We start from the raw sequence: 25284 nt of genomic DNA, 5'->3' as shown, positions 1-25284 counted from the left end.
CGGAGCCGGAACGGTTTCCGGCTCCGGCGAGGGAGCGTAGCAAGGGCGGGTGTCAGACTCCGGCGAGGAACGGGTAGTCGGTGTACCCCTCGGCGCCGTCGGTATAGAAGAACTCGGGGCGCAGCGGGTTCTCCGTATGCGCGCCGTGCCAGCGCTCCGCGAGGTCGGGGTTGGCGATGAGCGCGCGGCCGACCGCGACGGCGTCGGCGTGCGAGTCCTCGATCAGGGCGAGCGCCTCCTCGCGGCTGGTCGGCGCGGAGAAGCCGCTGTTGCCGATGATCGGCCCGGCGAACCGCTCGCGCAGCTCGCGCACCAGCTCGCCCGCGGGCTCGGCGTGCAGCACCGAGAGGTAGGCGAGGCCGAGCGGGCGCACCCGGTCGAGCAGCGCGCCGTAGGTGGCGCGGACGTCGGCGCGGTCGGCCTCGAAGGCGTCCTGGATATTGTGCTCCGGCGAGATGCGCAGCCCGACCCGCCCGGCGCCGATCTCCGCGGCCACCGCCTCGACCACCTCGGCGACGAAGCGCGCCCGGTTCTCCGGCGCGCCGCCGTAGCCGTCGGTGCGCCGGTTCGCGGCCGGGCTGAGGAACTCGTGCAGCAGGTAGCCGTTGGCGCCGTGCACCTCGATGCCGTCCAGCCCGGCCTCGACGGCCCGGCGCGCGGCCGCGACGAAGTCGTCCCGGACGGCGTGCGCCTGCGCCACGGTCAACTCGGCGGGCACCGGGTAGGGGTGCTTGCCGGACGGCGTGCGGGCGACGCCGTCGATGGCGATCGCGCTCGGCGCGGTGATCGGCCCGCCGCCGTTGATCTCCGGGTGCGACACCCGGCCCGCGTGCATGACCTGCAGCACGATCCGCCCGCCGCGCGCGTGCACCCCCGCCGCGACCCGCCGCCAGCCTGCCACCTGGGCGTCGGTGACGATGCCGGGCTGCCCGACGAAGGCCTGCGCGGCGCGCGAGCTGTAGGTGCCCTCGGTGATGATCAGCCCGGTCCCCGCCCGCTGCACGTAGTACTCGGCGACCAGCTCGCCGGGGATGCCGTCCGGCCCGGAGCGGCCGCGGGTGAGCGGCGCCATGACCAGGCGGTTGGCGAGTTGCAGGTCGCCGAGGGTGACAGGGGTGAACAAGTCCATGCCTCGACGCAACCGCCCGGCCGCCGGTGGGATTCCGGGGACCGGGCGGTTGCGAGAAGGGTCACTGCGGGCAGTTGACCACGTACTGCCAGTGCGTGCTGTCGCCGCCGGTGACCCGGACGGTCACCGAGGACGCGGCGCCGGCGGGCAGCGTGATCCGCGCCGAGCCGTTGCCCTCGTTGATGCTGTCGCCGATCCAGCCGGTGGTGTGCACCAGGGCGCCCTCGTAGAAGACGTCGATCAGGTCGGGGACGCTCTCGGTGTCGTAGCCGAGCACGAACGAGGTGGGGCCGCTCCGGCCGAGCTCGTGCCGCGTGGTGGTGACCCCGTCGGTGCCGGACTGCGTCGACTGGTTGCACTGCTGGGTCTGCACACCGCCGCCACCGCCCCCCGACCCGGTATCCGGCAGCCCGAGCCCGAGTCCGAGCCCGTCCAGCACCGCGCTGCCGCTGTCCAGGACGCCGCTCCCGCTGTTCAGGATCCCGCTCCCGGTGTCGATCACCCCGCCCGCGCTTCCGGTATCGATTCCCGCACTCCCCGACGGCTGCGCCGACACCCCCGCGGCACCGCAGGCCGTGACCAGCGCCGCCAGCGCGCCGACCACGGCGACCCGTCGAATCCCGTTCCTACCCAACACTGTTCCCTCCGCGGTTCCGGTCTGTCCTCTCCCGGATCAGACTTCCACCGCGGCCGGGTGTCCGATATCTACTGTTCGGGCGACAGCCGTTCGGCCGACGCGGTTATCGTCGAGGGATGGGTGTCATAGGCGAGATGTTCCCCGGCGGCAAGCTGCAGGACGAGTCCGGGCAGTCCGGCGACGGCCAGTCCCATCGGCCCGCGGTCGAGCTGGATCTGGATTCCGGCGTCGTGCGGCTGACGGCGCCGCGGCGTGACGACGCGGACGGCGATACCGAGCAGTAGCCGGAGACGAAAACGGCCCCCGGAGAAATTCTCCGGGGGCCGATCCCACTAGTAGCGGGGACAGGATTTGAACCTGCGACCTCTGGGTTATGAGCCCAGCGAGCTACCGAGCTGCTCCACCCCGCGTCGGTGAATACAACATTACACACGGGTGCGCCGCCAACGCAAATCGCCCCGCTACCTGCACGGATACGCCCTCGACGCGCGTCGCCCACCCGAGGCCGCCCGGAAACGTGAGCCACGTCACTATTTCGAGGTGATCTCCGGCACATAACGGTGCAATCACGGCCGGTATTCGAATGCGGGAATCGCCGAATTCATCTGCGCATTCGCCGGATGCTTGCGAATGAAACCTCTCCGCATCCATCGTTACCGAGGCGTGATCTTCCCGAGATTTACCGTTACCGTCGGATCCGGCTCGGGGCATATGCGCCGGGCCCGAACACGGATCGCCGAACGCCGGCAACCCTGCCCCGCGGCCGTGTCACCCCGACAACCTGGGGGCAGGGATACGTGCGATGAGCGCGGCGGTGGGCGCGGGGAGGGAATCCCACATGTCTCGAAACCGGAAGTTCAGCACCCGCGCCATCGGCTTCGCCGCCGTCACCGGCGCCCTCGTTGCCGTCCCGTTCGGTCTCTCGGCCGGAACCGCCTCGGCCGCCACGCACAACTGGGACGGCGTCGCCCAGTGTGAGAGCGGTGGCAACTGGAGCATCAACACCGGCAACGGCTACTACGGTGGCCTGCAGTTCTCGCAGAGCACCTGGAACGCGCACGGTGGCGCGGGCTCCGCGCACACCGCGAGCAAGTCCGAGCAGATCCGGGTCGCCGAGAACGTGCTCGCCAACCAGGGCGTCGGCGCCTGGCCGAGCTGCGGCCGGTACCTGACCCAGGGCAGCTCGGACGATGTCGAGCCCGCCGCCGAGCCGGAGCAGGCCCCCGCGCCGGAGCCCGCCGCCCCCGCGCCCGCCCCCGGCAGCCCCGCGGCGCTGGTCGACCAGGCCAAGACCACCGGTGGCGACCTGGCCAGGCAGTACGGCCTCGAGGGCCCCTTCCAGGCCCTGCTCGAGCAGAACGCCGGCCTGATCGACTCCATCGGGAGGTAACAGCCCAGGCTTCGCAGTGGTACCGGCAAAGGGGCCCCGTCACCTGGTGACGGGGCCCCTTTGCCGTACTCCCGCGAGGCCTACCGGCCGGCGTCCTGATAGGCCTTGACCGCGGCCTCCAGGTCGTCCAGCGCCTGACCGAACTGCTCGAAGTTGCCGGTGCGCATGGCCGTGCGAGCCGCCTCGATCTTGCGGTTCAGGTCGGCGGCCGCGGCATCGCGGGCCGCCGTCGACGCGGGCGGCGGCGCGGTGCCGTTGTTCGCGGGCGGCGGCGTGCTGCCCTGCTCCGGCGGCGTGGAACCGCTACCGGTGCCCGGCGGCACCGTGCCCGGCTTGGTCGCCACCCCGCCCGCACCGGGCAGGATCTGGTTCAGCGCCTCCTCCAGCGTGGGGGCGTAGCCGACCTTGGGGCTGTTCGACCCCGGCTCCTTGTAGCTGACCAGCACCTTGGCCAGCTGCGGGAAGGTCGCCGACGGCGGCGCGTTGCGCGGCTCGGTGTAGAGCGGCTCGACGTAGAGGATGCCGCCCTGGGCGATCGGCAGGGTGAGCAGATTGCCGTACTTGATGTTGTTCGACGCCAGCAGCGTGCGGTCGCTCGACACCGGCGGGAAGGTCGTCATCGAGTTCTGCGTCTGCTGCGGGCCCTGGGTCTGCGAGTCGGTCGGCAACCTCAGGATGGTGAACTTGCCGTAGTCCTGCGGGTCCGAGTGCACCGAGATGTAGGCCGAGAGGAACTGCCGGTTGTAGCCGACCATCGCGCTGGTCAGGTTGAACACCGGCTTCCCCGTATCCGGGTCGCCCATCAGCATGTAGTAGGGCGGGAGCGCGCCGGTGCTTCCCTCCACCGTCGGGTCGGCGGGCACCGACCAGAAGGCGTTGTTGGTGAAGAACTCGCGCGGATCGTTCACGTGGTACTTGGCGAGCATCTCGCGCTGCACCTTGAACAGGTCGGCCGGGTAGCGGAAGTGCGCGCGCAGCTCGGGGCTGATCTCGCTCTCCGGCTTGACCACGCCGGGGAAGACGCCGCGCCACGCCTGCAGCACGGGGTCGTTCGCGTCCACCTCGTAGAGCGTGACGGTGCCGTCGTAGGCGTCGACGGTCGCCTTCACCGAGTTGCGGATGTAACTGACCTCCTCGCGCGGCAGCATCCGGCCGGTCTTCTGGTCGATGCTGTCCTCGACCGCGCCCTCCAGCGAGGTGCGCTGCGAGTAGGGGTAGGCGTCCAGCGTGGTGTAGGCGTCGACGATCCACTTGATCCGGCCGTCGACCACGGTCGGGTAGACGTCGCCGTCCGCGGTCAGCCAGGGCGCCACCTTCTCGACCCGCTCGCGCGGGTTGCGGTTGAAGATGATCTTGGAGTCCGGGCCGATCGCGCTGGAGAGCAGGATGTTGCGCTCGGCGTACTTGGTGGCGAAGGCCAGCCGGTTGAACCAGTTCCCGATCGGGACGCCGCCCGCGCCGTCGTAGGTGAACTGGGCGATGTCGCTGTCGTACTCGCGCGGGCCCTGCCCGTCCACCTGGCCGACGATGGCGTAGTCGGCGTCGGTCTGCGAGATGAGCTCGCCGTAGTAGATGCGCGGCTGGTCGACCTCGATCAGCTGGTTGTCCTTCGGCGTGGCCAGGTCGCTGGTCACGGTGTACTCGGGGTAGCCGGTGTCGGTGCTGCCCGCGGCGGCCGCGTCCTGGACGGGCGGGCGGTTCACCCGGTTCGCCGGGGCCGCGACGAAGCCGTCGCCGTGCGTGTAGACGGTGTGCCGGTTGATCCAGTCCGTCTGGTTGCCGGTCAGGCTGCTCGGGGTGAGCTCGCGCGCGCCGACGATGTAGTCCTGCACCTCGCCGTCGATGGTGTAGCGGTCGATGTCGAGCGGGTCGCGGAAGCCGTAGAAGTTCTTCAGCTGCTTCTGCTGGGTGAAGGTGCGGGAGAGGATGTTCGGGTCGAGCAGCCGGATCTTCTGGATGGTCTCGACGTCGGCGGGCACGTCCACCGGGTTCTTGGTGCCGTCGCCCTTGTAGTCCTGGTAGTCGATCTTGTCGTCGGTGATGCCGTACGCCGTGCGGGTGGCGGCGATGTTCCGCTCGATGTACTCGCTCTCCTTGTCCGCCGCGTTCGGGCGCACCGAGAACTGCTCGACCAGCAGCGGGTACACCGAGCCGACCAGGATCGAGGAGAGCACGAGCAGCGCCGCGGCCATGGCGGGCACCCGCAGGTCGCGCAGCACGATGCCGGCGAAGAAGGCGATCGCGCAGATCACCGCGATCGCCAGCAGGATGAGCTTGGCCGGGAGCACCGCGTTGATGTCGGTGAACGAGCCGCCGAAGAAGGTGGGCTCCTTCCTGGCGCTGGAGAGCAGCTCGTACCGGTCGAACCAGTACGCCACCGCCTTGAGCAGCACGAAGATCCCGGCCAGCAGCGCGAGCTGCACCCTGGCGGCGGTGGTGAGCGTGCCCTCGCGGCCGCTCAGCCGCAGCCCGCCGAAGATGTAGTGCGTCACCAGGTTCGCGAAGAACGCGATCACGACGGAGACGAAGAGCCAGTTCAGCACCATCCGGTAGAACGGCAGGTCGAAGACGTAGAAGCCGACGTCGATGTGGAACTGCGGGTCCTCGGTGCCGAACGCGCCGCCGTTCAGGAAGAGCTGCAGCGTCACCCAGTTCGACTGCGCCACCAGCCCGGAGAGCAGCCCGAGCAGCACCGGGATGCCGATGCCGAAGAGCCGCAGCCTGCTCATCACCGTGGTGCGGTACCGCGCGATCGGGTCGTTCGGCCCGGCGACCGGGACGAAGACCGGCCGCGAGCGGTAGGCGAGCAGCAGCGCCAGCCAGACCACGAGCCCGACGAATATCGCCACCGCGGCGAACAGCAGCAGCCGGCTGCGCAGCACGGTCAGGAAGACCCCCCGGTACCCCACCTCCCCGAACCACAGCCAATTGGTATAGGTGTCGACCAGCCGGGGGCCGAGCAGCAGCAGAGCCGCGAGCACGACGGCCGCCACCAGCAGCACGCGGCTGCGTCGGGACAGTGATGGTAAGCCGGTGGGGGGCCGCATGCCCACGATGCCACGCTCCAGGGTCCGGGTGGATGTTGTGCGCGGGCCGTTGCCGGACCGCCCGAGCCCACTCTACGGAAATCGGACACCGTGCCGGTGCCAGGGGCGAATTTGACAGGATGTGCGACGTGACCGCTGACCTGCACGCCGAACTCGCCCTCGCCCGCTCCGTCCGGGAGGTCGCCGAATTCGTGGACGCCGAGGGCTGGGACCGACCGCCGCAGATCTTCGCGCTGGTACCGACCGGCGACCTGGTCGCCGCCGAGCCCGGGCTCGTCGATCAGCTGGACCAGGGCGCCGAGTACACCCCGATCGCGCAGGAGCCGTTCCCGGAGGACATCACCGGCGGGTCGTGGGCGCTCGACGAGTTCCTGGCGACCACCACCTGGCCGCCGAGCGTGAGCGGCTGCCTGCTGGTGCAGGAGATCGTGATCCTCCCGCCCGATGCCGAGACCGCGCTGGACGAGGCGCTTGCGCCGCTGCTCGCCGACCCGGAGGCCGCGGACGAGGCGGCGCGCACCGCCGCCGCCGAGCACCCGGGGCGACGGGAGGCCAGGCTGTTCGCCGCGGTGCTGCGCGGCGGGACGTCGCTCTGCCTGCTCCAGGTGCGCCCGGACGAGGACGCGGAGAGCGACGACTTCGGCGACCTCGACCTGCGCACCTACCCCGGCCTCGCGCCGAACGTGATCGAGGCGCTGCGGCACACTCTCGACTGACGCCCGTCAGCGGCGCAGCCGGACCTCGCGGCGCAGCCGGACCTCGCGGCACGGCCGGACCTCGCGGCACGGCCGGCGAGCGTGCCGGACGCGCGGCACCCGCCGCGGCCCGGCTCGGGGCTCAGCCGCAGTTCGGGGTCTCGCGCCCCGCGCCGATGTCGGCGAGCGACTGGACGGCGCCGGTCAGCGTCTCCACCTTGACCAGCCGCAGCCCCTCGGGGGTGCGCTGCCGCGCCTCGGCGCAGTTGGCGGCGGGGACGAGGAAGGTCTCGGCGCCCTCGTCCTTGGCGGCCATCATCTTGTACTGGATGCCGCCGATCGGGCCGACCGCGCCCGCCTGGTCGATGGTGCCGGTGCCCGCGACGAAGCGGCCGTTGTCCAGCTCGCCGGGCGAGAGCTTGTCGATCAGCGCGAGGCTGAACATCAGCCCGGCGGACGGGCCGCCGATGTCGGCGAGGTTGAAGGTCACCTGCAGCGGCGGGCGCGCGCCCTCGGTCGGGGTGATGCCGAGGTACCCCTTGGCAGCGTCGTCCGGGCGCGCGCCGAGCGTGACCGAAAGCGTCTGCTCGGCGGCCTCCCGGCGCACGACCAGGCTCAGCACGTCGCCCGGCTTGCGCGCGGAGACCGCGTCCACCACACCCTTGGGCGCGGTGATCGGCGTGCCGTCGATGCTGACGATCTCGTCCCCGGGCCGCAGCACCCCGTTGGCCGGGCCATCCTCGCCGACCTCGCCGATCAGCACGACGGTGGGCAGATTCAGGAAGTGCAGCGCCGCCACCTCGGCCGAGGCCTCGGAGTTCTCGAACTCCTGCTGGTTGGAGCGGTCGATCTCCTCGCGCGGCACGCCGGGCGGGTAGACCTCGGCGCGCGGGACCAGGCCGTGCTCGCCGCTGACCCAGAAGCCGAACGCCTCGAAGATATTGAGCCGGTCGCGCACCGACACCGTGGTCATGTTCAGGTTGCCCGTGGTCGGATCCACCTCGGCGCCCTGCACGTCGACCACCTGCTTGCCGTCCACCTCGCCGAGGGTGTTGAAGGTGGGTCCGGGGCCGAGCGCGACGAACGGCACGGTGAAGACGCTGCCTGCCAGCCCGAGCACGAGGACGGGGACGAGCGCGGCCAGCAGAGTGAGGATGCGGCGATTCACCCGGCCCACAGTAATGAGCGGCGGGCCTGCCGCTCGGCACCGGCCCGCCGCGATTTCGCGCTGCGCGAACACAGAGGTGGGGGAGGTTCCGCGTACCGTTGGGGGCATGAGTGACACCCCGTTCGGCTTCTCGAACCGCGACGACGACAAGGAACGGCGTGGCGACGAGCCCGGTGCGGGCGGCGGCAATCCCGGGGGCGATCCGTCCGGCGGCGCCCCGTTCGGCGGCGCGGGCAACCCCTTCGGCGGCGGCGCGGGCAACCCGTTCGGCTTCCTGTTCGGTGGCGCGGGCCCGGCCGGGGCAGGCGCGCCCGGCGCGGTCCCCGGCTTCGATCCGGCGCAGCTCGGGCAGATGTTCACCCAGCTCGGCCAGATGTTCAGCGGCGCGGGCACGCAGGCGGGCGGCGGCTCCGGCCCGGTGAACTACGACGTCGCCAAGCGGCTGGCCCGCCAGCAGCTCGGCACCGCGGGCAACCCGGTCTCCGAGCAGCAGAAGAAGGCCGTCGCGGACGCCGCGCACCTGGCCGAGCTCTGGCTCGACGGCGCGACCACGCTGCCCGCGGGCGCGACCCGCACCGTGGCCTGGACCGCGACCGAGTGGATCGAGCAGACCCTGCCCACCTGGCAGCGGCTCTGCGATCCGGTCGCCGAGCAGCTCGGCGGCATGTGGAGCAGCCAGCTACCGGAGGAGGCCAAGCAGTTCGCCGGGCCGCTGCTCGGCATGATGACGCAGATGGGCGGCATGGCCTTCGGCTCGCAGCTCGGGCAGGCGCTCGGCCAGCTGGCCAAGGAGGTGCTGACCTCCACCGACATCGGGCTGCCGCTCGGCCCGGACGGCACCGCCGCGCTGCTGCCGACCGCCGTCGCCGAGTTCAGTGCCGGGCTGGAGCAGCCGGAGAGCGAGATCCTGGTCTTCCTCGCCGCCCGCGAGGCCGCGCACCAGCGGCTCTTCGCGCACGTCCCGTGGCTGCGCCAGCAGGTGCTCGGCGCGGTGGAGAGCTACGCGCGCGGCATCAGGATGGATTTCTCCGCACTGGAGCAGGCCGCGCAGAACCTGGACCCGACGGCACTGGCCGACCCCTCCAAGCTGGAGGAGATCCTGGCCGCGGGCGCCTTCGAGCCGCAGACGACGCCGGAGCAGAAGCAGGCGCTGGAGCGGCTGGAGACGCTGCTCGCCCTGATCGAGGGCTGGGTCCAGGTGGTGGTGGCCGAGGCGCTCGGCGACCGGCTGCCCGGCGCGGGCGCACTGGCCGAGACGCTGCGGCGCAGGCGCGCCACCGGCGGCCCGGCCGAGCAGACCTTCGCCACCCTGGTCGGGCTGGAACTGCGGCCGCGCAAGCTGCGCGAGGCCGCGGTGCTCTGGCAGCGGCTCACCGACGACGCCGGGGTCGACGCCCGCGACGGGGTCTGGGCGCACCCGGATCTGCTGCCCGGCTCGGACGACCTGGACAATCCGGCCGGCTTCATCGACGGCGTGCTCGGCGGCACCGCCTCCAGCTTCGACGACCCGCTCGCGCAGCTCGCCGCTACCGAGGAGCGCGAGCGCAGGGAGCAGGCGGAATCCCAGGCCGAGCCGGACCCGGACGACGAGTCCGGCAAGTCCTGAGCGAATGCCCCTGTGAACAGGGGCGATCCTGTGGATAACTCGCGCTCGCCCGCAGTCGGCCGGACTGCGGAGTGGCAATACTGCGAGGCATGACGCCACGACCGCGAGGGCCCCTGCTGCAGCCGGGGGTCGCCATCCTGGTACGCCCCTCCGGGTCGATCCAGCTCGGCTGGGACCCCGAACGCGCCGTCGTGCTGCGCCCGCCCGGCCTCGAGCCCGCCGTCGTCGAGCGCTTCCTGCGCGGGCTGGACGGACTGCAGACCCGGCCGCAGGTGCTCTGGCGGGCAGGCGAGCTCGGGCTCCGGCCGGAGCAGGCGAACGCCCTGCTCGACGCGGTGCAGAACGCCGGGCTGCTACTCCTCCCCGCCGACGGCCCCGCCCTGGTCCGCAGCGTGCGGGTGCACGGCCGCGGCCCGCTCACCGACCGGGTGCTCGACTGGCTGCGCGCCGAGGGCGTCGAGCCGGCCCGCTCGCCCGGCGGCTACCGCCGCGGCGAGGTGCGGGGCTGGCGCGAGGACCTGGTGATCCTCACCGACACCCTGGTCATCGACCCGCGGCTCGGCGCCGAGCTGGTGCTGGCCAGGATCGCGCACCTGCCGGTCCGGATCCGGGACGGCCGCGGGGTGGTCGGGCCGCTGGTGCTGCCCGGCGCGACCAGCTGCCTGCGCTGCGCCGACCTGACCCGCAGCAGCGGCGACGCCGAGTGGCCGCACCTGGCCGCGCAGCTGCTGGACCGGGTCGGCGCGGCCTCGCCCGCCATGGTCGCGCGGACCAGTGCGCTCGCGCTGACCGAGCTGGAGGCGATCTTCGCATGTTCCGCGCGCCGCGAGCCGGAGACGCTCGACGCGACGCTGGAGCCGGATCCCGATTCGCACGCGGTGCACAGCAGGCGGTGGCCGGCGCACCCGGACTGCGGCTGCCGGCTCGTCGCGGCAGGTCCGGCCGCATGAGCTCGAAACCGGATCGCGGGTGTGGCGCACAGACCACCGATTTTCATGGCACTCCCGGGGAGGTTTCGGCCATGATGGGAACTGTGTCCGACATTGCGCGCCGCAGTTCATCCCGCAACGCGAAGTTAGCCAAGATTCCACTCGGGATCGCCGGCCGCGCCGCCATGGGGTTCGGCAGGCGGCTTGCGGGCGGGGATCGCACCGAGATCAGCGCCGACCTGAACCAGAAGGCGGCCGAGCAGCTGTTCTCGGTCCTCGGCGAGCTCAAGGGCGGCGCCATGAAGTTCGGCCAGGCGCTGAGCGTCATGGAGGCGGCGGTTCCCGAGGAGTTCGGCGAGCACTACCGCGAGGCGCTGACCAAGCTGCAGGCCGCGGCCCCGCCGATGCCGACCGCCACCGTGCACCGGGTGCTCGACCAGCAGCTCGGCACCCGCTGGCGGGAGCGGTTCAGCGAGTTCGACGACGAGCCGACGGCGTCCGCGAGCATCGGGCAGGTGCACCGCGCGGTCTGGTCGGACGGCCGCCAGGTCGCGGTGAAGGTGCAGTATCCCGGCGCCGACGAGGCGCTGCGCGCCGACCTCAAGACGCTCTCCCGGATGTCGGGGCTGTTCGCCTCGGTCATCCCGGGCGCCGACGTCAAACCCCTGCTCGCCGAGATCACCGAGCGCACCGAGGAGGAGCTGGACTACCGGAACGAGGCCGGGCACCAGCGCGCCTTCGCGAAGGCGTTCGCGGACCACCCGGACTACGTGATCCCGAAAGTTGTCGCGGGTTCGCCCAAGGTGATCGTGACCGAGTGGGTCACCGGCACCCCGCTCTCCGGCATCATCCGCGCGGGCGCCGAGGATCCGGACGGCACGGTGGAGCTGCGCAACCGGGTGGCGGCGCTGCTCGGCACCTTCCACTTCTCCTCGCCGGCGCGGGCCGGGCTGCTGCACGCCGATCCGCACCCGGGCAACTTCATAATGCTGCCGGACGGCAGGCTCGCGGTGATCGACTTCGGCGCCTGCGCCCCGCTGCCGAACGGCTTCCCGCCGGAGCTCGGCCGGATGCTGGCGCTCTCGGTGTCGGAGCGGTACGAGGAGCTGACCGCGCTCATGCACGACAACGGCTGGGTGATCCCCGGCCGCACGGTGACCCACCGGGAGATCGCCGACTACCTGCGCCCGTTCACCGACCCGATCACGACCGACTCCTTCCACTTCACCCGGCGGTGGATGCAGCGGGTGGCGGGCAAGGCGACCGACATCTCCAGTTCGGAGATGAAAACCGCACGGGCGCTGCAACTTCCGGCGGAGTACGTGATGATCTTCCGGGTTCTCGGCGGCTCGATCGGGATCCTGGCCCAGCTCGACGCCGAGCTGCCCTTCATGCAGCTGGCTCGGGAGTGGCTGCCGGGCTTCACCGAGGAATCGTCGCTGCGCTGACCCCGCAAACCAACGAACCGCCCACCGGAAAACGGTGAGCGGTTCGTCGGCGGACAGTCGGGAAGCCGGGCCTCATGCCGGGATCGCGACCTTACGCGGCCGGCCACGCGGCCGCTTGCGGGCGATCACGACCCCCTGATCGAAGATCTCGCCACCCCAGACCCCCCACGGCTCGCGCCGGTCGATGGCGGCGCTCAGGCAGCGCTTCCGGATCGGGCAGCTGGCGCACAGTGCCTTGGCCTCTTCCAGCTGGACCGGGCTCTCGGCGAACCACAGGTCGGGGTCGCCCGCTCGGCAGGGCAGGGCAGCCACCGCGCAGGCGCGCGGGGACTGGGCCACGGTCAGGCATGTCACGTCAGTAGCGGCCTGCGGCCATTCCTGGGCGGTGAACACGTCGTTCTCCTTCAGCTCGTTGCAGCGGTTCGGGTGTTCGGTGCGAAACCGGTGCCACTGCGGCTGAAAGAGCCGGAGAATACTGGCCACGATTTCGCGCTGTGCGATCCGTGGCCAGGAGGTCGGGGAGAATTCCCTACCTAGGTCGACATCTCTGTCGAATCCTGATCACGGACGCTGGGTGTGCATTGCGGAGGCGTGCTGCCGCATTGCCGAGCTCCTCGGCGAATGCGGGCTGCCAGCCTGCACTGGGCTTGTCCTGCGAGATGGCGTAGACGGGCAGTCGCATGCCGTGCGTATCGCAGACCTGCGCATTGCCGCCGCCGACACCGGACAGACCGATCCCCTGCACGGCGAGGATCCCCCGGGAGGCCGACATGGCTTTGCCCATCGCGCCGTCGACGCGCACGGTTTCGCCACCGCGCGGTGCGGTGCCGGTCCCGGTGCTGCCGAAGATCGTGATGTTGTCCACTGGTCTGCCTCCCTCCTGTACTCGTCGGATGTCGTGTTCCGTGTTCACCGGGTACGAGCCCGGTAGGTGCGCGCGGGAGAGACCTCCCGTTGCGCGCTTCTCACCTTAAAGGTGCGCCCCATAACGCCACAACCTATTTTCTACCTGCAGTTTCAGGGGCATTCGCCGGCTCGGCGGGAGTGGTATGGCGGCGCCGCGAGCGCACGATCGCGAGCACGTCGGCGCCGTACTGCTCGAGCTTGCCCGCGCCGACACCCGCGATGCTCGCCAGCGCGGCGTCGTCGGCGGGCAGCTGCTCGGCGATCGCGGTGAGCGTGAGATCGGTGAAGACGGTGAACTCGCGCACCCGCGTGGCCTCGGCCTTCTCCCCGCGCCAGTCCCGCAGCGCGGCGAGCAACTCCTGGTCGAGCTCGGCCGGGCAGCGCCTGCAGCGGCCGAGCATGGTGGCGTAGGTGCCGATCAGCGGCTTGGCGCAGACCCGGCAGAGCGGGCGCTCGGTGGAGCGCGCGGGTGCCGCCGCCGCGGCGATCCGCGAGGCAGGCGATTCGTCGGGGACCAGGCCGTTGAGGAAGCGGGAGCGGCGGCGATTGCGCCTGCCGCCCGTATTGCGGGCCAGCGCCCACGACAGCCGCAGGTGCTCGCGGGCGCGGGTGACCCCGACGTAGAGCAGCCTGCGCTCCTCCTCCAGCTGGTGCTGGTCGGAGACCGCGCCGTCGTCGCCGAGCACGTGCCCGATCGGTAGCGTGCCGTCGGTCAGCCCGACCAGGTAGACAGCGTCCCACTCCAGCCCCTTGGCGGCGTGCAGCGAGGCCAGCGTGACGCCCTGCACGGTGGGCGGGTGCCTGGCCTCGGAGCGGGCGGCCAGCTCGCGGAGCAGCCCGGCCGCGTCCAGCTCGGGATCGTGCGTGACCAGCTCGTCGACCAGCCCGGCCAGCGCGGAGAGCCCGGACCAGCGCTCCCGCATGGTCGCCCCCGCGGGCTCCTCGGCGGTGAGCCCGATTCCGGCCAGCTCGGCCCTGGTCAGGGTGGCCAGACCGGCTCCGCTGCGGGATTCGGCGGGCAGGTCGTCGCGCCCGAAGGCCCGGCGCAGCGCCGAGACGCCCTGCTTGATCTCGGCCCTGGCGAAGAACGCCTCGCCGCCGCGCACCTGGTAGGCGATGCCGAGCGCGCCGAGCGCCTCCTCGTACGCCGCGGACTGGGCATTGATCCGGAAGAGCACCGCGATCTCGGCCGCCGGGGTACCCGCCGCGATCAGCAGCTCGATCTCCTTCGCCACCGCGGCGGCCTCGGCCGGGGCGTCGTCGTACTCGGCGAAGACCGGCTCCGGGCCGTCCGCGCGCTGGCCGATGAGCTGCAGCCTGGTCCCCGCGATCCGGCCGCGGGCGGCGCCGATCACCCGGTTCGCCAGCGACACCACCTGCGGGGTCGAGCGGTAGTCGCGCTCCAGCCGGACCACGGTGGCCTCCGGGAAGCGCCGGGAGAAGTCGAGCAGGTAGCGCGGGCTGGCGCCGGTGAAGGAGTAGATGGTCTGGTTGGCGTCGCCGACGACGGTGAGGTCGTCGCGCTCGCCGAGCCAGGCGTCGAGCACCCGCTGCTGCAGCGGGGTGACGTCCTGGTACTCGTCCACCACGAAGCTGCGGTAGCGCTCGCGGAACTCGTGGGCCACCGACGGGTAGTCCTCCAGCGCGGCCGCGGTGTGCAGCAGCAGGTCGTCGAAGTCGAGCAGCATGCCGTCGGCGGAGGACTTGGCGGTCTCGTAGGCGTCGTAGACCCTGGCCACCCGCAGCGCCTCGCGCGGGGTGTCGCGGCGGCGCTCGGCGACCGCGGCCGGGTAGTCCTCCGGCGCGATCAGCGATGCCTTCGCCCACTCGATCTCGCTCAGCAAGTCGCGCACGCTCTCCACGTCCGAGGGCAGCCCCTCGGCGTGCGCGGCCTTCGCGACCAGCGGGAACTTGTTGTCGATGAGCCGCCACGGCACGTCGCCGACGATCTGCGGCCAGAAGTAGCGCAGCTGCCGCAGCGCGGCGGCGTGGAAGGTGCGGGCCTGCACCCGGCCCGCGTCGCCGCCGAGCCCGAGGCCGCGCAGCCGCCCGCGCAGCTCCCCCGCCGCCCGCGCGGTGAAGGTGACCGCGAGCACCTGGTCGGCCTTGACGTGCCCGGCCGAGACCAGGTGCGCGATCCGGTACGTGATGGTGCGGGTCTTGCCGGTGCCCGCGCCGGCGAGCACGCACAGCGGCCCGCGCGGCGCGCGCACGGCGGCGGCCTGCTCGGGGTCGAGCGCGGCGAGGTCGAAGGGGGGCACGGCTCCCATCATGGCAGTGCGCGCCGACAGGTCCCGGCGGGAACAGGTTCGGCCGCGGCGGCGTTGTTCCGGTCGTGAGTGACGCAACCCCGCAGCTGACCATGTACTCGACCACCTGGTGCGGCTACTGCCGCAGGCTGAAGAAGCAGCTGGACGAGAACGGCATCACCTACGCCGAGGTCGACATCGAGCAGGATCCCGCCTCCGCCGAGTTCGTCGGCTCCGTCAACAACGGCAACCACGTGGTGCCGACGGTGAAGTTCGCCGACGGCTCCACCGCGACCAACCCGACGCTCGTCGATGTCAAGCGAATCCTGGCGGGCATCCCCTCGGGGAGCTAGACGCCCGCCCACGACTCCACGATGGTGCGGGCGATCGAGATGCTGCTCGGCAGCAGCAGCCGGGAGCCGCTCTCCCGCGCGGACCAGTCGCCCTGCTCGAGGGCTTCCCTGACCTCCGCGCGGGTGAACCAGTGCGCCTCGGCGATCTCGCCGTCGGAGAAGACCAGCTCCTCCTCGGGGTCGCCGACGGCGGCGAAGCCGAGCATGAGCGAGCGCGGGAACGGCCACGGCTGGCTGCCGAGGTAGGTGATGTCGCGCACGTGCACGCCGACCTCCTCCAGCATCTCCCGCTCGACGCAGCGCTCCAGCGACTCACCGGCCTCGACGAAGCCGGCGAGCAGCGAGAACAGGGTGGGCGGCCAGCTGTGCTGGCGGGCGAGCAGCACCCGGTCGGCGCCGTCGTGGATCAGGCAGATCACCGCGGGGTCGATGCGCGGGAACTCCTCGTGCCCGGCCTCGGTGGTCCGGGACCAGCCGCCCCTGCTCGTCGCCGTCGGCGCGCCGTCGGCGCCGCTGAAGCCGGCCTTGTCGTGCCAGTTCAGCAGGGCCATGGCCGCGGTGAGGATGCCCGCGGTGTAGTCGTCCAGGTCGCCGGCGAGGGCGCGCAGGTCGGTGAGGTCGCCGGTGAGCTCGGGCTCCCGGATCGCCCAGAGGTGCCTGCCATCGGGGTCGGTGCCGAGGAAGACCGCGTTCGGGCTCGGCTCGGCCGAGTAGTCGACGGCGGGCTCCAGCACCAGCGCGCCCTCGGTGCGGCGGAATCGGCCGCGCCGATCGACGTGCAGCAGCCTGGCCTGGGCCCAGCCCTCCTTCAGCGCCTGTTCGTCGGCCCTGATGTGCTCGGCCCGATCGATCGTGGAACGCGACAGCAGCGGAACATCCTTGAGCGTGAAAGGCACGCGTCGAGCCTAGCGTGCGGCTATTTCGCGACGCGTTTGATGTAGAGCAGCTTGTCGCCGGTCTCGATCGCGTCCACCTCGGGCTCGCCCACCCGGATCAGGTCGCCACCGCGCACGACGCCGAGCACGATGTCGCTGAGGTGCCGCGGCGAGCCGCCCACCTCGGAGAGCTCCACCTCGCGCTCGGCCACCGCGAAGCCGTGCTCCGGGGTGAGCAGGTCCTCCATCATCTCCACCACCGACGGGGTGGTGGTCGCGATGCCGAGCAGCCGGCCCGCGGTCTCCGAGGAGACGACCACCGAGTCGGCGCCGGACTGCCGCAGCAGGTGGATGTTCTCCGCCTCGCGGATGGCGACGACGATCTTGGCCTTCTTGTTCAGCTCGCGGGCGGTGAGCGTGACCAGCACCGCGGTGTCGTCACGGTTGGTGGCGACCACCACCGAGCTGGCGTTCTGCAGCCCGGCCAGGCGCAGCACGTCGGACTGGGTGGCCGAGCCGTGCACGGTGACCAGCCCGGCGTTGGCGGCGGTCTCCAGCGCGGCGAGATCGGTGTCCACCACGACGATGTCGCCCGGCTGGACGTTGTCGCCGAGCATGGCGTCGATCGCCGTCCGGCCCTTGGTGCCGTAGCCGACGACGACGGTGTGGTTGCGCACGCGGTGCCTCCAACGCTGGATCTTGAACGCCTGCCGGGACCGCTCGGTCAGCACGCCGAGGGTGGTGCCGACCAGCACGATGAGGAAGAGCACCCGCAGCGGGGTGATGACGATGATGTTGACCAGCCTGGCGTCCGGCGAGATCGGGGCGATGTCGCCGTAGCCGGTGGTCGAGAGCGAGACGGTGGCGTAGTAGAACGCGTCGAGGAAGGAGAGCTCGTCGCCGGAGTTGTCGCGGTAGCCGTCCCGGCCGAGCCAGACCACGAAGGCGGCGAAGAAGAGCAGGAAGACCGCGAACAGCACGCGGCGGGTGAGCGAGGTCCACGGGCTGCTCTGGATCTCCGGGATGCGCAGCACGCCGACGAGCGCGAAATCCGGGCGCCCGGTCAGCCCGACGGCACGCGGCCGCAATCGCAGATCGGCGAAGACCCGCCCGCTTCGTTCGCCGGGCCGATCCTCGCGGAGCCCAGCATCTTCCTCCGGCACAGGACGGCAGCCTAACCGATGCCGGAGAAGGCGGCGGGGCTCGACGCGAACGGGGGGCGAATGTCAGGGTGAACCATGGCAACAACCATCGACCCCGCCCGCCGTCCCGCACTGCTGCTCGCAGGTGGGCTGGCCGGCGCGGGCGTGATGCACTTCGTCACCCCCAAGTTCTTCGACTCGATCGTGCCGCCCGCGCTGCCCGGGCAGGCGCGCACCTACACCTACGCCTCCGGGGTCGCCGAGCTCGCCGTGGCAGGCACCCTGCTGGTACCGCGGACCAGGGGGCTCGGCGGCAAGCTGGCCGCGCTGCTCTTCCTCGCGGTGTTCCCGGCGAATGTGCAGATGGCGGTGGACGTGGCGACGAATCCCAAGGCGTCGCCGCTGTTCAAGCTGGGCTCGATCCTGCGGCTGCCGCTGCAGATTCCGATGATCACGACCGCGCTCTCGGTGAGCCGCAAGGCGAAGGGTTAGATTCCGCCTGCGCCGAATCCGCGGCGGCGGGCGTCAGGCCTCCGGGTCCCCGTCGATCCAGTCGCCGGAGAGGCTGATGGATTCCGCCTCGCGGGCGGGGGCGGCGGCGCGGACCAGGGCCGCGAGCTCGTCGGGGCCTGCCAGGCCTGCGGGGGCGACGGTGCGGCCGGTGCGGACGTAGTAGAACGCGGCGGTGACCTTGTCCAGCAGCTCGGCCTCGGGGGCGCCGGTGCGCCCGGCCATGAGCCGGGCCCAGGCGACGCGGTAGACCGCGAGCTGCATCGCCAGCGCGGGCTCGTCGGCGTTGTCCGGCTCGGCGCCGGTCTTCCAGTCGACGACGGTCCAGCCGTCCGCGTCGGCGAAGACGGCGTCCATCCGGCCGCGGACGACGGTGCCCGCGATGGTGGTCTCGAAGGGGATCTCGACGTCGATCGGGGAGCGGTTGGCCCAGGCCGAGCCGAGGAAGCGCTCCTGCATGCGGGCGAGCTCGACATCGCTGCCCTCCGCGCCCGCGTCCGCCGCACCGGGCAGATCGTCGAGGCCGGGGAGCTGGTCGGCGGCGAACCAGCGCTGCACCCAGGCGTGGAAGGCGGTGCCGCGGCGCGCCATCGGGTTCGGCGGGTACGGCAGTGGCCTGCGCAGCCGGGCCGCGAGCGCGGCCGGGTCGGCGCGCAGGTCGACCAGGGCGGTGGCCGGGATCCGGCCGGGCAGCTCGACCTCCCGCTCCCCCGTCGCCCGCTCGGCCGCGATCTCGGCGAGCAGCGCGTCCACGTCATCGGCCCAGCCGTCGGGGTCGGGTTCGGTGTCGGACCCCGCTGCCACACTGGGGTCGTCCGGGCTCGACGACCCAGGGGGGACGGCATGATCGGAATCTTCGGCGCGCAGGCGGGAGAGCGCGTTCCGCACCCGCTCGGCCCCGCCGGTCACCGCGGCCCGCCGGTGCCCCAGCGGGTCGCGCGGCCAGTCGGCGCCGATCGGCTCGTCGGTGAGCGGGTTCTCCGCGCCGTCCTCCGGCGGGTCGGCCCACTCCGCCAACTCCAGCAGGCCGTCTGCCGCCTCGCCCGCCGCCCGCAGCTCGAGCAGGAAGTCCGACGGGCCCTTCGGTTTCGAGCCGGTCTCCGCCCACCAGAAGCCGGAGACCAGCAGCACCCGCTCGGTGCGGGTGAGCGCCACGTAGAAGAGCCGCCGCTCCTCCTCGAGCCTGCGGGCGCCGAGCGCCTCCTTGTGCTCGGCGATGGCCCGATCCAGGTCGGCGCGGTCGCCGAGGTCGAGCAGGTCGAGCACCGGGACGCCGTCCACCGAGTCCGCGGAGGCCCGGTCGCCGCGCAGCGCGGTCGGCAGCTCGGCGGGGGCGCCGAGCCAGGTCGAGGAGCCGGTGCCGGAGGGGAAGACGCCCGCCGCGACGTGCGGCACCGCGACCACCTCCCACTCCAGCCCCTTGGCGGCGTGCACGGTGAGGATCTGCACCCGGTCCTTGGCGACCTCGATCTCGCCGGGCTCCAGCCCGTTCTCCACCGACTCGGCCGCGGTGAGGAAGGCGAGCAGCCCGGCCAGCGTGGCATCGGAGTCGGCGGCGTAGCCGGCGACCACGTCGGCGAAGGCGTCCAGGTGCTCGCGGCCGGCGCCCGCACCGAGCATGGCCCGCCTGGCCTGGGTCTCCACCGCGACGCCGATGGTCCGCTCGACGTCGGCGACCAGTTCGGTGAGCGGCTGCCCGGCCCGCTCGCGCAGCGCCGCCAGTTCCCGTGCCAGCGCGGCGATCCTGGCGTACCCCTGCTCCGAGTAGTTGGTCGCCGGGCCCGGGTCGGCGACGGCGTCGGCCAGCCCGGCCTGCTCGGCCGGTTCCGGCGCCACGTCGCGCAGCGCCGCGGCGAGCCCGGCGGCGTCGGTGATGTCGCCACCGGCCTCGTCCTGGCGGCGGGCGATGGAGAGTTCGCGGGCGCGCCTGGCCAGCGCGGCGACGTCGGCGATGCCGAGCTGCCAGCGGGCGCCGGTGAGCACCCGCAGCGCGGCGCTGCCCGCGCCCGGCTCCGCGATCAGCCGCAGGGTGGCGACCACGTCGGCGACCTCGGGGGCGGCGAGCAGCCCGCCGAGCCCGACGATCTCCACCGGCAGGTCCCGCTCGCGCAGCGCCTCGGCCAGCGGGGCGGCGTCGGCATTGCGGCGCACCAGCACCGCGGAGGTCGGCGGCGGCTCGCCTGCCGCGCGCTTGGCCTGCCACTCCGCGGCCACCCGCTCCGCGACCCAGTCCCGCTCGGCGGTGACGGTGTCCGTGAGCGCGAGCGCGACCGTGCCCGGCCCGGCGTGCGGGGCCGCGCGCAGCTGCGCGACGGTGACGCCGCCCGCGTCGATCGCCGCGCGCCGCAGCGGCTCCGAGACCAGGTTGGCCAGCACCAGCGGCTCCGGCGGGTTGCGCCAGCTGGTGAGCAGCGAGAGCGTCGGGGCAGGCACGCCGGGCGCGGCGGGGAAGTCGGTGGTGAAGCGCGGCAGGTTGGCCGCGGAGGCGCCGCGCCAGCCGTAGATGGACTGCATGGGGTCGCCGACCGCGGTCACCGCGAGCGGGAGCCGGTCCGCTTCCCGCTTGGTGTCGCCGCCGAAGAGCGCCGCGAGCAGGATGCGCTGGGCGTGGCCGGTGTCCTGGTACTCGTCGAGCAGCACCAGCCGGAAGCGGTCGCGCTCGGCGGCGGCGACCTCGGGGTGCTCGGCGGCGAGCCGGGCGGCGAGCGACATCTGCGAGCCGAAGTCCAGCGCGCCGCGCTTGCGCAGCGCCTCGGCGAGCCTGCGCACCAGCGGGAGCAGCGCGACCCGTTCGCGCTGCGTGCCGACGATGTCCTGCAGGCTCTTGCTCGGCCCGCCGCGCTGCCGCGGCCCCGCGGGCAGCGTGAATACCAGCTTCTCCAGCTCGGTGTGCGCCTCGGCCAGCTGCTCCGGCTCCACCAGGTGCTCGGCGAGCTGGCCGCTCAGCGCGAGCACCGCCTCGGTCACCGAGACCGGGGTGCGGTCGGTGTCCAGCTCGCCCTCCCAGCTCCGCACCACCTGGTGCGCGAGCTGCCAGAGCTGGGTCTCGGTGAGCAGGGTGGCGGACGGCTCGACCGGGAGCAGCAGGCCGTGCTCGGTGAGCAGCCTGCCCGCGTACGAGTGGTAGGTGCTGATCTCCGGCTCCGCGCCGGCCAGCAGGGTGCGCAGCTCACCGCCGGGATCGAGGTCGCGGAGCAGGGGTGCGCCGGCCAGCCGGGCAAGCCGGGTGCGGATCCTGGCGGTGAGCTGCTGCGCGGCCTTGCGCGTGAAGGTCAGGCCGAGCACCTGGTCGGGGGCGACGAGGTGGTTGGCGACCATCCAGACCACCCGGGCGGCCATGGTCTCGGTCTTGCCCGCGCCTGCCCCCGCGACCACGAGGGCGGGGCCGGGCGGGGCCGCGATCACCGCCGCCTGCTCGTCGGTCGGCGGGGGGAGGCCGAGTGCGTCGGCCAGTGCGTGCGGGGTCACGGCCGAGCCGGGGTACGCGCCTGCGGCGCTCACTCGTCGGTCACCTGCCTCCCCGTGTCGCGCGTCGGGCAGCACCCGGTGACCGGGCAGTGCCTGCATCCCTCGTTGCGGACGGCGCGGAAGCCGGGGCCCTTGGTCGCGCCCGCCGCATCGTGCACGGTATCGCGCCAGCCGTCCAGTGCCTCGTCGGCCAGCGGGGGTTGGGCGCGTTCGGCCGCCCCCTGCTTGGTGTTCGGGACGGCCACGTAGACCAGCCGGGCCCCGCCGGGGGCCTGTGGTTCGGTCGCGGCACCCGCAGCGGGCTCAGGGCCGGCGTCGGCGCCCATGGACGCGCCGCCACCCGGCGCTGCCTCGCCACCGGACACATCGCCGCCACCCGGCGCAGCCTCGCCGGGGTCGCCCGGAGTCGGCGCACCGGCATCGGGGCTGTCGGCGGCCGCGGCGGCGGCGAGGGCGGCGTCGATCGCGCCGGCGGCGACGGCTACCTGGTAGGTGGCGAGCTGGGCGTGGTCGGCGGCGGCCTGCCGAGTGACCGGGCTCTTGCCGGTCTTGACGTCGACGATGACGAACCGGCCGTCGGCATCGCGCTCCAGCCGGTCCACCCGGCCGCGGATGCGCACCGGCGGCTCACCCTCGCCGCGGGCGGGCAGCAGGCAGTCGACGGCGATCTCCACCCCGGCCTGGGTGAGCTCGGCACGGGTGGCGCGGAACCAGGCGAGGAAGTTCTCCAGCATGCCCTCGGTGCGGCGCAGCTCCTGGCGCGAATGCCAGCCATTGCCCGGCTCGACATTGGCCCACGCCTCGTAGAGCGCCTCCCGCACCCGCTCCTCGGACACCTCCCCGGCCAACGCCTGTACCAGGGTGTGCACCAGGTTCCCCTTGAGCGCGTACGGGTTCTCGCCGTCGCTGCCGCCGTTGCGCTCCAGCGCCCAGCGCAGCGGGCAGGTGCGCAGCAGCTCGACGGTGGAGGGCGAGAGGTTCACCGGCGTGCCGTCGTCGGCCCAGAGCGGCTCGGCGGTACTCGGCGCGCCGGTGCCGTACCACTCGTCCGGGTGCGTGCCGCGCACCCCGGCGGCGGCGAGCCGGGCCAGCTGGTGCGCGGCCCGGTCGCGCCGCTCCCCGTCCGCCTCCGGATCGCAGACGACGCCGCGCAGTTCGGCGACGAGGGCGTGCAGCACCAGCGCGCGGCCCGGATCGGCCACCGGGAGCACCCCCGGCTCGCCGTCGTCGCTGTGCCCGAGCAGCTCGGTGAGGAAGCGCGACGGCACCAGATCCCGGTCGCCGGTGACCGATTCGACCGCCGTGACCAGCAGCGAGCGCCGCGCCCGGCTGCACGCGACCAGCAGCAGCCTGCGCTCCTCGGCCAGGATCGGCGCCGCCCGGCTGACCCGCTCGCCCGCGCCGGAGACCCCGCCGTACAGGTCGACCAGGTCCTCGGTGTGCAGCAGGGTGCCGCGCGGGCGCGGGTTGGGCCAGAGCCCCTCCTGCACCGCGGCCACCGCGACGACGTCCCACTCGCGGCCCGCGGCGGCGTGCGCGCTGAGCAGCTCGACGGCGTCGCCGGGGGCGGCCGGGGCGGAGAACTCCTGCGGGATCTCCTGCTGCCGCACGTACTCGACGAACCCCTCCAGGCTGGCCCGCGGCAGCCGGTCGACGTAGGCGGCGGCCGCGTCGAAGAGCCCGACCACGGCGTCCAGGTCGCGGTCGGCCTGCATGCCGACGGCGCCGCCGCGCTCGGACTGCGCGACCCAGCGGCGCTCCAGCCTGGAGCCGGTCCACAGTGCCCAGAGCACGTCCTCGACGGCACCGCCGCGGCGGCGGGCGGCCCTTCCCCGCTGCAGCGCGCTGAGGGTACGGCGCAGCGGGGCCGACTCGACCTCGGTGAGCCGGGCAGGCAGGGCGCTGTCGCCGGTGCCGACGATGATGTCGCGCAGCGCCTCCGCGGACGAGCGGTCGTCCGGGTCCGGTTCGCGGTCGAGCGCGGCGCGGCGGATGCCGCGGCGGAGCCTGCGCAGCGCGATCTGGTCGGCGCCGCCGAGCGGGCCCGCGAGCAGGTCGAGCGCGTCCTCCGGCTCGAAGAGCTGGGCGGTGGAGCCGTCCGGGCCGCGCCGGGTCTCGTCGCCGGCGAGCAGGGCGCGGACCGCGAGCAGCAGCCAGGCGGCGCCGCGCCTGCGCGCCAGCGGGACGTCGGGGGCTGGCTGGTGCACGGGGACGCCCGCCGCGAGCAGGGCGCGGCGCAGCGGGGCGAGCGAGGCCGGCACCGAGCGCAGGATCACCGCCATCCGCGACCAGGGGACGCCGTCGCTCAGGTGCGCGCGGCGCAGGTGGTCGGCGACCAGCGCGGCCTCCTTCGCCGGCGTCGACAGCACCCGGACCCGCACCTCCGCGGGCGGAGCATCGTCCGGCTCCTCGGCGCGGATCGGACCGTCATCGGCTCGATCGCCGCCCGGCGCGGGCCGACCGGAGGCCCGCTCAGGTGCGCCGGACGGCCCTCCGGCCGCGGCGGAGACCGGGCCGATGGTGTCGGCCCCCTCCGGGTGGTCCCGGTAGCCAGGCGCATCCCGCACGGCGGGCAACGCCGACTCCACCACCCGGTGCGGCGGATTCCCCGGCAACCGCCCGGCGATGCGGGCGACCGCGAGCTCGATCGGGCCATCGGTGCGGTGGTTGCGGCGCAGCAGAATCCGCCGGTCGGCGGGGGCCCCCGGGTCGGCGATGAAGGCGGGGTCGGCGCCGCGGAAGGTGAAGACGGCCTGGTCGGGGTCGCCGGCGAGGACGGTGGTCGCCGATCCGGTGCCGATCACGCGCACCAGCAGCGCGGCCTGCGGGTCGAGGTGCTGCGCGTCGTCGACCAGCAGGTAGCGGATGCGCTCCCGCTCCGCGGCGAGCAGCTCGGGGTCGGCGGCGAGCGCGTCGAGCGCGGCGCCGACGAGCTCGGCGGCGTCCAGCGCGGGCGCGCTCGCCTCGGGCGCCTCCACCCCGACCGACCAGCGCAGCAGCAGCGACTCCTCGAACCGGCGGGCGAACCGCCCGGCCGCCACCCACTCCTCGCGGTCGTGCTCGCGGCCGAGCCGGACCAGGTCTTCCGGCCCGAGCCCGCGCTCGGTGGCGCGCAGCATGAGGTCGCGCAGCTGGTCGGCGAAGCCTGCCAGCCCGAGCGCGGGCTGTAGCCGCTGCGGCCAGAGCCTGGCACCCGCGGCCATGTCGAGCAGGTCGCCCTGCAGCAGCTCGCGGACGACGGCGTCCTGCTCGGCACCGGTGAGCAACCGGGGCGGCGGGTTGCCGTGCCTGGTGGCGTGGCTGCGCAGGATGCCGAAGGCGTAGGAGTGCAGGGTGCGGGCCAGCGGCTCGCGGCTGGCGCCCGGCACGCCGCCCTCGTCGGCGCCGTCCGGGCGCAGCCGGGCCGTGACGGAGTCCCGCAGGGTGTTCGCCGCCTCCTTCGAGTAGGTGACGACCAGCACCGATCCCGGGTCGACGCCTGCCGCGATCCGCTCCGCCGCGTACTCGACCAGCAGCGTGGTCTTGCCCGTTCCCGGCCCGCCGAGCACCTGCCACGGCCGCCACCCCGGCCGGACCGGCCCCGCGTCCTCGGCGGCGAAGAGCGCGCGCACCTCGGCGCCCCGGACGGGGATCCGGGGCGCGGTTATCCGCCGGCGAACGAGCCGCACCGCGCTATCCGATCGCACCACGCCGGCTATTCCAACAGACGCCCCCGACAGCCCCGCTTCGGCG

At 73.2% G+C, this 25284-nt stretch carries 19 protein-coding genes and 1 tRNA gene; 8 read left to right on the top strand and 12 right to left on the bottom strand.

Annotated elements, in window-relative coordinates; genetic code table 11:
* Nucleotides 1-52: 52 nt before the first annotated feature.
* Both ACFUJ1_RS31050 and ACFUJ1_RS31045 read right to left on the bottom strand, forming a co-directional pair.
* Complete coding sequence (locus ACFUJ1_RS31050; protein WP_378650866.1) at nt 53-1129, bottom strand: alkene reductase; 1077 nt, start codon at nt 1127-1129, stop codon at nt 53-55.
* 61 nt (nt 1130-1190) lie between these two features.
* Nucleotides 1191-1766: a hypothetical protein gene (locus ACFUJ1_RS31045; protein WP_378650865.1), complete on the bottom strand. Its 576-nt coding sequence runs from the start codon at nt 1764-1766 to the stop codon at nt 1191-1193.
* A gap of 116 nt (nt 1767-1882) precedes the next feature.
* Here ACFUJ1_RS31045 and ACFUJ1_RS31040 point away from each other — a divergent pair, with 116 nt between their 5' ends.
* Complete coding sequence (locus ACFUJ1_RS31040; RefSeq protein WP_233020072.1) at nt 1883-2050, top strand: hypothetical protein; 168 nt, start codon at nt 1883-1885, stop codon at nt 2048-2050.
* Nucleotides 2051-2102: 52 nt separating this feature from the next.
* Here the strand turns inward: ACFUJ1_RS31040 and ACFUJ1_RS31035 are convergent.
* A tRNA-Met gene (locus tag ACFUJ1_RS31035) sits at nt 2103-2176 on the bottom strand.
* 428 nt (nt 2177-2604) lie between these two features.
* Here ACFUJ1_RS31035 and ACFUJ1_RS31030 point away from each other — a divergent pair.
* Nucleotides 2605-3156: a transglycosylase family protein gene (locus ACFUJ1_RS31030; protein ID WP_378650864.1), complete on the top strand. Its 552-nt coding sequence runs from the start codon at nt 2605-2607 to the stop codon at nt 3154-3156.
* An 80-nt stretch (nt 3157-3236) separates the two neighbouring features.
* On the opposite strand, the gene ACFUJ1_RS31025 is transcribed toward ACFUJ1_RS31030, so the two are convergent.
* On the bottom strand, nt 3237-6209 hold the full coding sequence (locus ACFUJ1_RS31025) for a UPF0182 family protein (RefSeq protein WP_378650863.1): 2973 nt from the start codon (nt 6207-6209) through the stop codon (nt 3237-3239).
* Between the two features lie 122 nt (nt 6210-6331).
* Between ACFUJ1_RS31025 and ACFUJ1_RS31020 the strand changes: the two genes are divergently transcribed.
* The gene (locus tag ACFUJ1_RS31020; RefSeq protein ID WP_378650862.1) at nt 6332-6919 is read left to right on the top strand and encodes a PPA1309 family protein; all 588 of its coding nucleotides are present in this window, start codon (nt 6332-6334) and stop codon (nt 6917-6919) included.
* Nucleotides 6920-7040: 121 nt separating this feature from the next.
* Here ACFUJ1_RS31020 and ACFUJ1_RS31015 read toward each other — a convergent pair whose 3' ends face one another.
* A complete protein-coding gene (locus tag ACFUJ1_RS31015) occupies nt 7041-8066 on the bottom strand; it encodes a PDZ domain-containing protein (RefSeq protein WP_378650861.1) in 1026 nt (341 codons plus the stop codon).
* 106 nt (nt 8067-8172) lie between these two features.
* On the opposite strand from ACFUJ1_RS31015, the gene ACFUJ1_RS31010 reads away from it, so the two are divergent.
* The 3 genes from ACFUJ1_RS31010 (at nt 8173) to ACFUJ1_RS31000 (ending at nt 12049) form a co-directional block, all read left to right on the top strand.
* The gene (locus tag ACFUJ1_RS31010) at nt 8173-9672 is read left to right on the top strand and encodes a zinc-dependent metalloprotease (protein WP_378650860.1); all 1500 of its coding nucleotides are present in this window, start codon (nt 8173-8175) and stop codon (nt 9670-9672) included.
* Between the two features lie 89 nt (nt 9673-9761).
* On the top strand, nt 9762-10622 hold the full coding sequence (locus tag ACFUJ1_RS31005) for a hypothetical protein (protein WP_378650859.1): 861 nt from the start codon (nt 9762-9764) through the stop codon (nt 10620-10622).
* A gap of 71 nt (nt 10623-10693) precedes the next feature.
* Nucleotides 10694-12049, top strand: coding sequence for an ABC1 kinase family protein (locus ACFUJ1_RS31000; protein ID WP_378650885.1), 1356 nt, complete (start codon nt 10694-10696; stop codon nt 12047-12049).
* Nucleotides 12050-12121: 72 nt separating this feature from the next.
* On the opposite strand, the gene ACFUJ1_RS30995 is transcribed toward ACFUJ1_RS31000, so the two are convergent.
* The 3 genes from ACFUJ1_RS30995 to ACFUJ1_RS30985 all read right to left on the bottom strand — a co-directional run bounded on the left by ACFUJ1_RS30995 (nt 12122) and on the right by ACFUJ1_RS30985 (nt 15225).
* Nucleotides 12122-12442, bottom strand: coding sequence for a WhiB family transcriptional regulator (locus ACFUJ1_RS30995; protein ID WP_378650884.1), 321 nt, complete (start codon nt 12440-12442; stop codon nt 12122-12124).
* A 136-nt stretch (nt 12443-12578) separates the two neighbouring features.
* Complete coding sequence (locus tag ACFUJ1_RS30990; RefSeq protein ID WP_378650858.1) at nt 12579-12914, bottom strand: hypothetical protein; 336 nt, start codon at nt 12912-12914, stop codon at nt 12579-12581.
* A gap of 133 nt (nt 12915-13047) precedes the next feature.
* Nucleotides 13048-15225: an ATP-dependent DNA helicase UvrD2 gene (locus tag ACFUJ1_RS30985; RefSeq protein ID WP_378650857.1), complete on the bottom strand. Its 2178-nt coding sequence runs from the start codon at nt 15223-15225 to the stop codon at nt 13048-13050.
* Nucleotides 15226-15317: 92 nt separating this feature from the next.
* On the opposite strand from ACFUJ1_RS30985, the gene ACFUJ1_RS30980 reads away from it, so the two are divergent.
* Nucleotides 15318-15557 carry a mycoredoxin gene (locus ACFUJ1_RS30980; protein WP_378650883.1) on the top strand — a complete coding sequence of 80 codons (240 nt, stop codon included), beginning with the start codon at nt 15318-15320 and terminating at the stop codon, nt 15555-15557.
* Here the strand turns inward: ACFUJ1_RS30980 and nudC are convergent.
* On the bottom strand, nt 15554-16453 hold the full coding sequence (nudC, locus tag ACFUJ1_RS30975) for an NAD(+) diphosphatase (RefSeq protein WP_378650856.1): 900 nt from the start codon (nt 16451-16453) through the stop codon (nt 15554-15556). The genes ACFUJ1_RS30980 and nudC overlap by 4 nt on opposite strands.
* A 20-nt stretch (nt 16454-16473) precedes the next feature.
* Complete coding sequence (locus ACFUJ1_RS30970; protein WP_378650882.1) at nt 16474-17526, bottom strand: potassium channel family protein; 1053 nt, start codon at nt 17524-17526, stop codon at nt 16474-16476.
* Nucleotides 17527-17670: 144 nt separating this feature from the next.
* Between ACFUJ1_RS30970 and ACFUJ1_RS30965 the strand changes: the two genes are divergently transcribed.
* The gene (locus ACFUJ1_RS30965) at nt 17671-18066 is read left to right on the top strand and encodes a hypothetical protein (protein ID WP_378650855.1); all 396 of its coding nucleotides are present in this window, start codon (nt 17671-17673) and stop codon (nt 18064-18066) included.
* Between the two features lie 33 nt (nt 18067-18099).
* Here the strand turns inward: ACFUJ1_RS30965 and ACFUJ1_RS30960 are convergent, their stop codons facing one another.
* Nucleotides 18100-21651: an ATP-dependent helicase gene (locus ACFUJ1_RS30960; protein ID WP_378650854.1), complete on the bottom strand. Its 3552-nt coding sequence runs from the start codon at nt 21649-21651 to the stop codon at nt 18100-18102.
* Nucleotides 21582-25220 (bottom strand): ATP-dependent helicase, encoded by a 3639-nt coding sequence (locus tag ACFUJ1_RS30955; protein ID WP_378650853.1) that lies wholly within the window; start codon nt 25218-25220, stop codon nt 21582-21584. The genes ACFUJ1_RS30960 and ACFUJ1_RS30955 overlap by 70 nt, the downstream gene beginning before the upstream one ends.
* Nucleotides 25221-25284 lie beyond the last annotated feature (64 nt).

Origin of the sequence: Nocardia sp. NPDC057227, assembly GCF_042669725.1 — a bacterium.
Classification (GTDB): Bacteria; Actinomycetota; Actinomycetes; order Mycobacteriales; family Mycobacteriaceae; genus Nocardia; species Nocardia asteroides_A.
Note: the sequence above shows the minus strand (reverse complement) of the source record. Positions and strands in the feature narration are given on the sequence as shown.

Bases quoted from the DNA above. Each gene is read 5' to 3' on its own strand.
- ACFUJ1_RS31050 (WP_378650866.1), bottom strand. From the start codon at position 1,129: ATGGACTTGTTCACCCCTGTCACCCTCGGCGACCTGCAACTCGCCAAC.
- ACFUJ1_RS31040 (WP_233020072.1), top strand. From the start codon at position 1,883: ATGGGTGTCATAGGCGAGATGTTCCCCGGCGGCAAGCTGCAGGACGAG.
- ACFUJ1_RS31030 (WP_378650864.1), top strand. From the start codon at position 2,605: ATGTCTCGAAACCGGAAGTTCAGCACCCGCGCCATCGGCTTCGCCGCC.
- ACFUJ1_RS31010 (WP_378650860.1), top strand. From the start codon at position 8,173: ATGAGTGACACCCCGTTCGGCTTCTCGAACCGCGACGACGACAAGGAA.
- ACFUJ1_RS31005 (WP_378650859.1), top strand. From the start codon at position 9,762: ATGACGCCACGACCGCGAGGGCCCCTGCTGCAGCCGGGGGTCGCCATC.
- ACFUJ1_RS31000 (WP_378650885.1), top strand. From the start codon at position 10,694: ATGATGGGAACTGTGTCCGACATTGCGCGCCGCAGTTCATCCCGCAAC.
- ACFUJ1_RS30985 (WP_378650857.1), bottom strand. From the start codon at position 15,225: ATGGGAGCCGTGCCCCCCTTCGACCTCGCCGCGCTCGACCCCGAGCAG.
- ACFUJ1_RS30980 (WP_378650883.1), top strand. From the start codon at position 15,318: ATGTACTCGACCACCTGGTGCGGCTACTGCCGCAGGCTGAAGAAGCAG.
- ACFUJ1_RS30965 (WP_378650855.1), top strand. From the start codon at position 17,671: ATGGCAACAACCATCGACCCCGCCCGCCGTCCCGCACTGCTGCTCGCA.
- ACFUJ1_RS30960 (WP_378650854.1), bottom strand. From the start codon at position 21,651: ATGCAGGCACTGCCCGGTCACCGGGTGCTGCCCGACGCGCGACACGGG.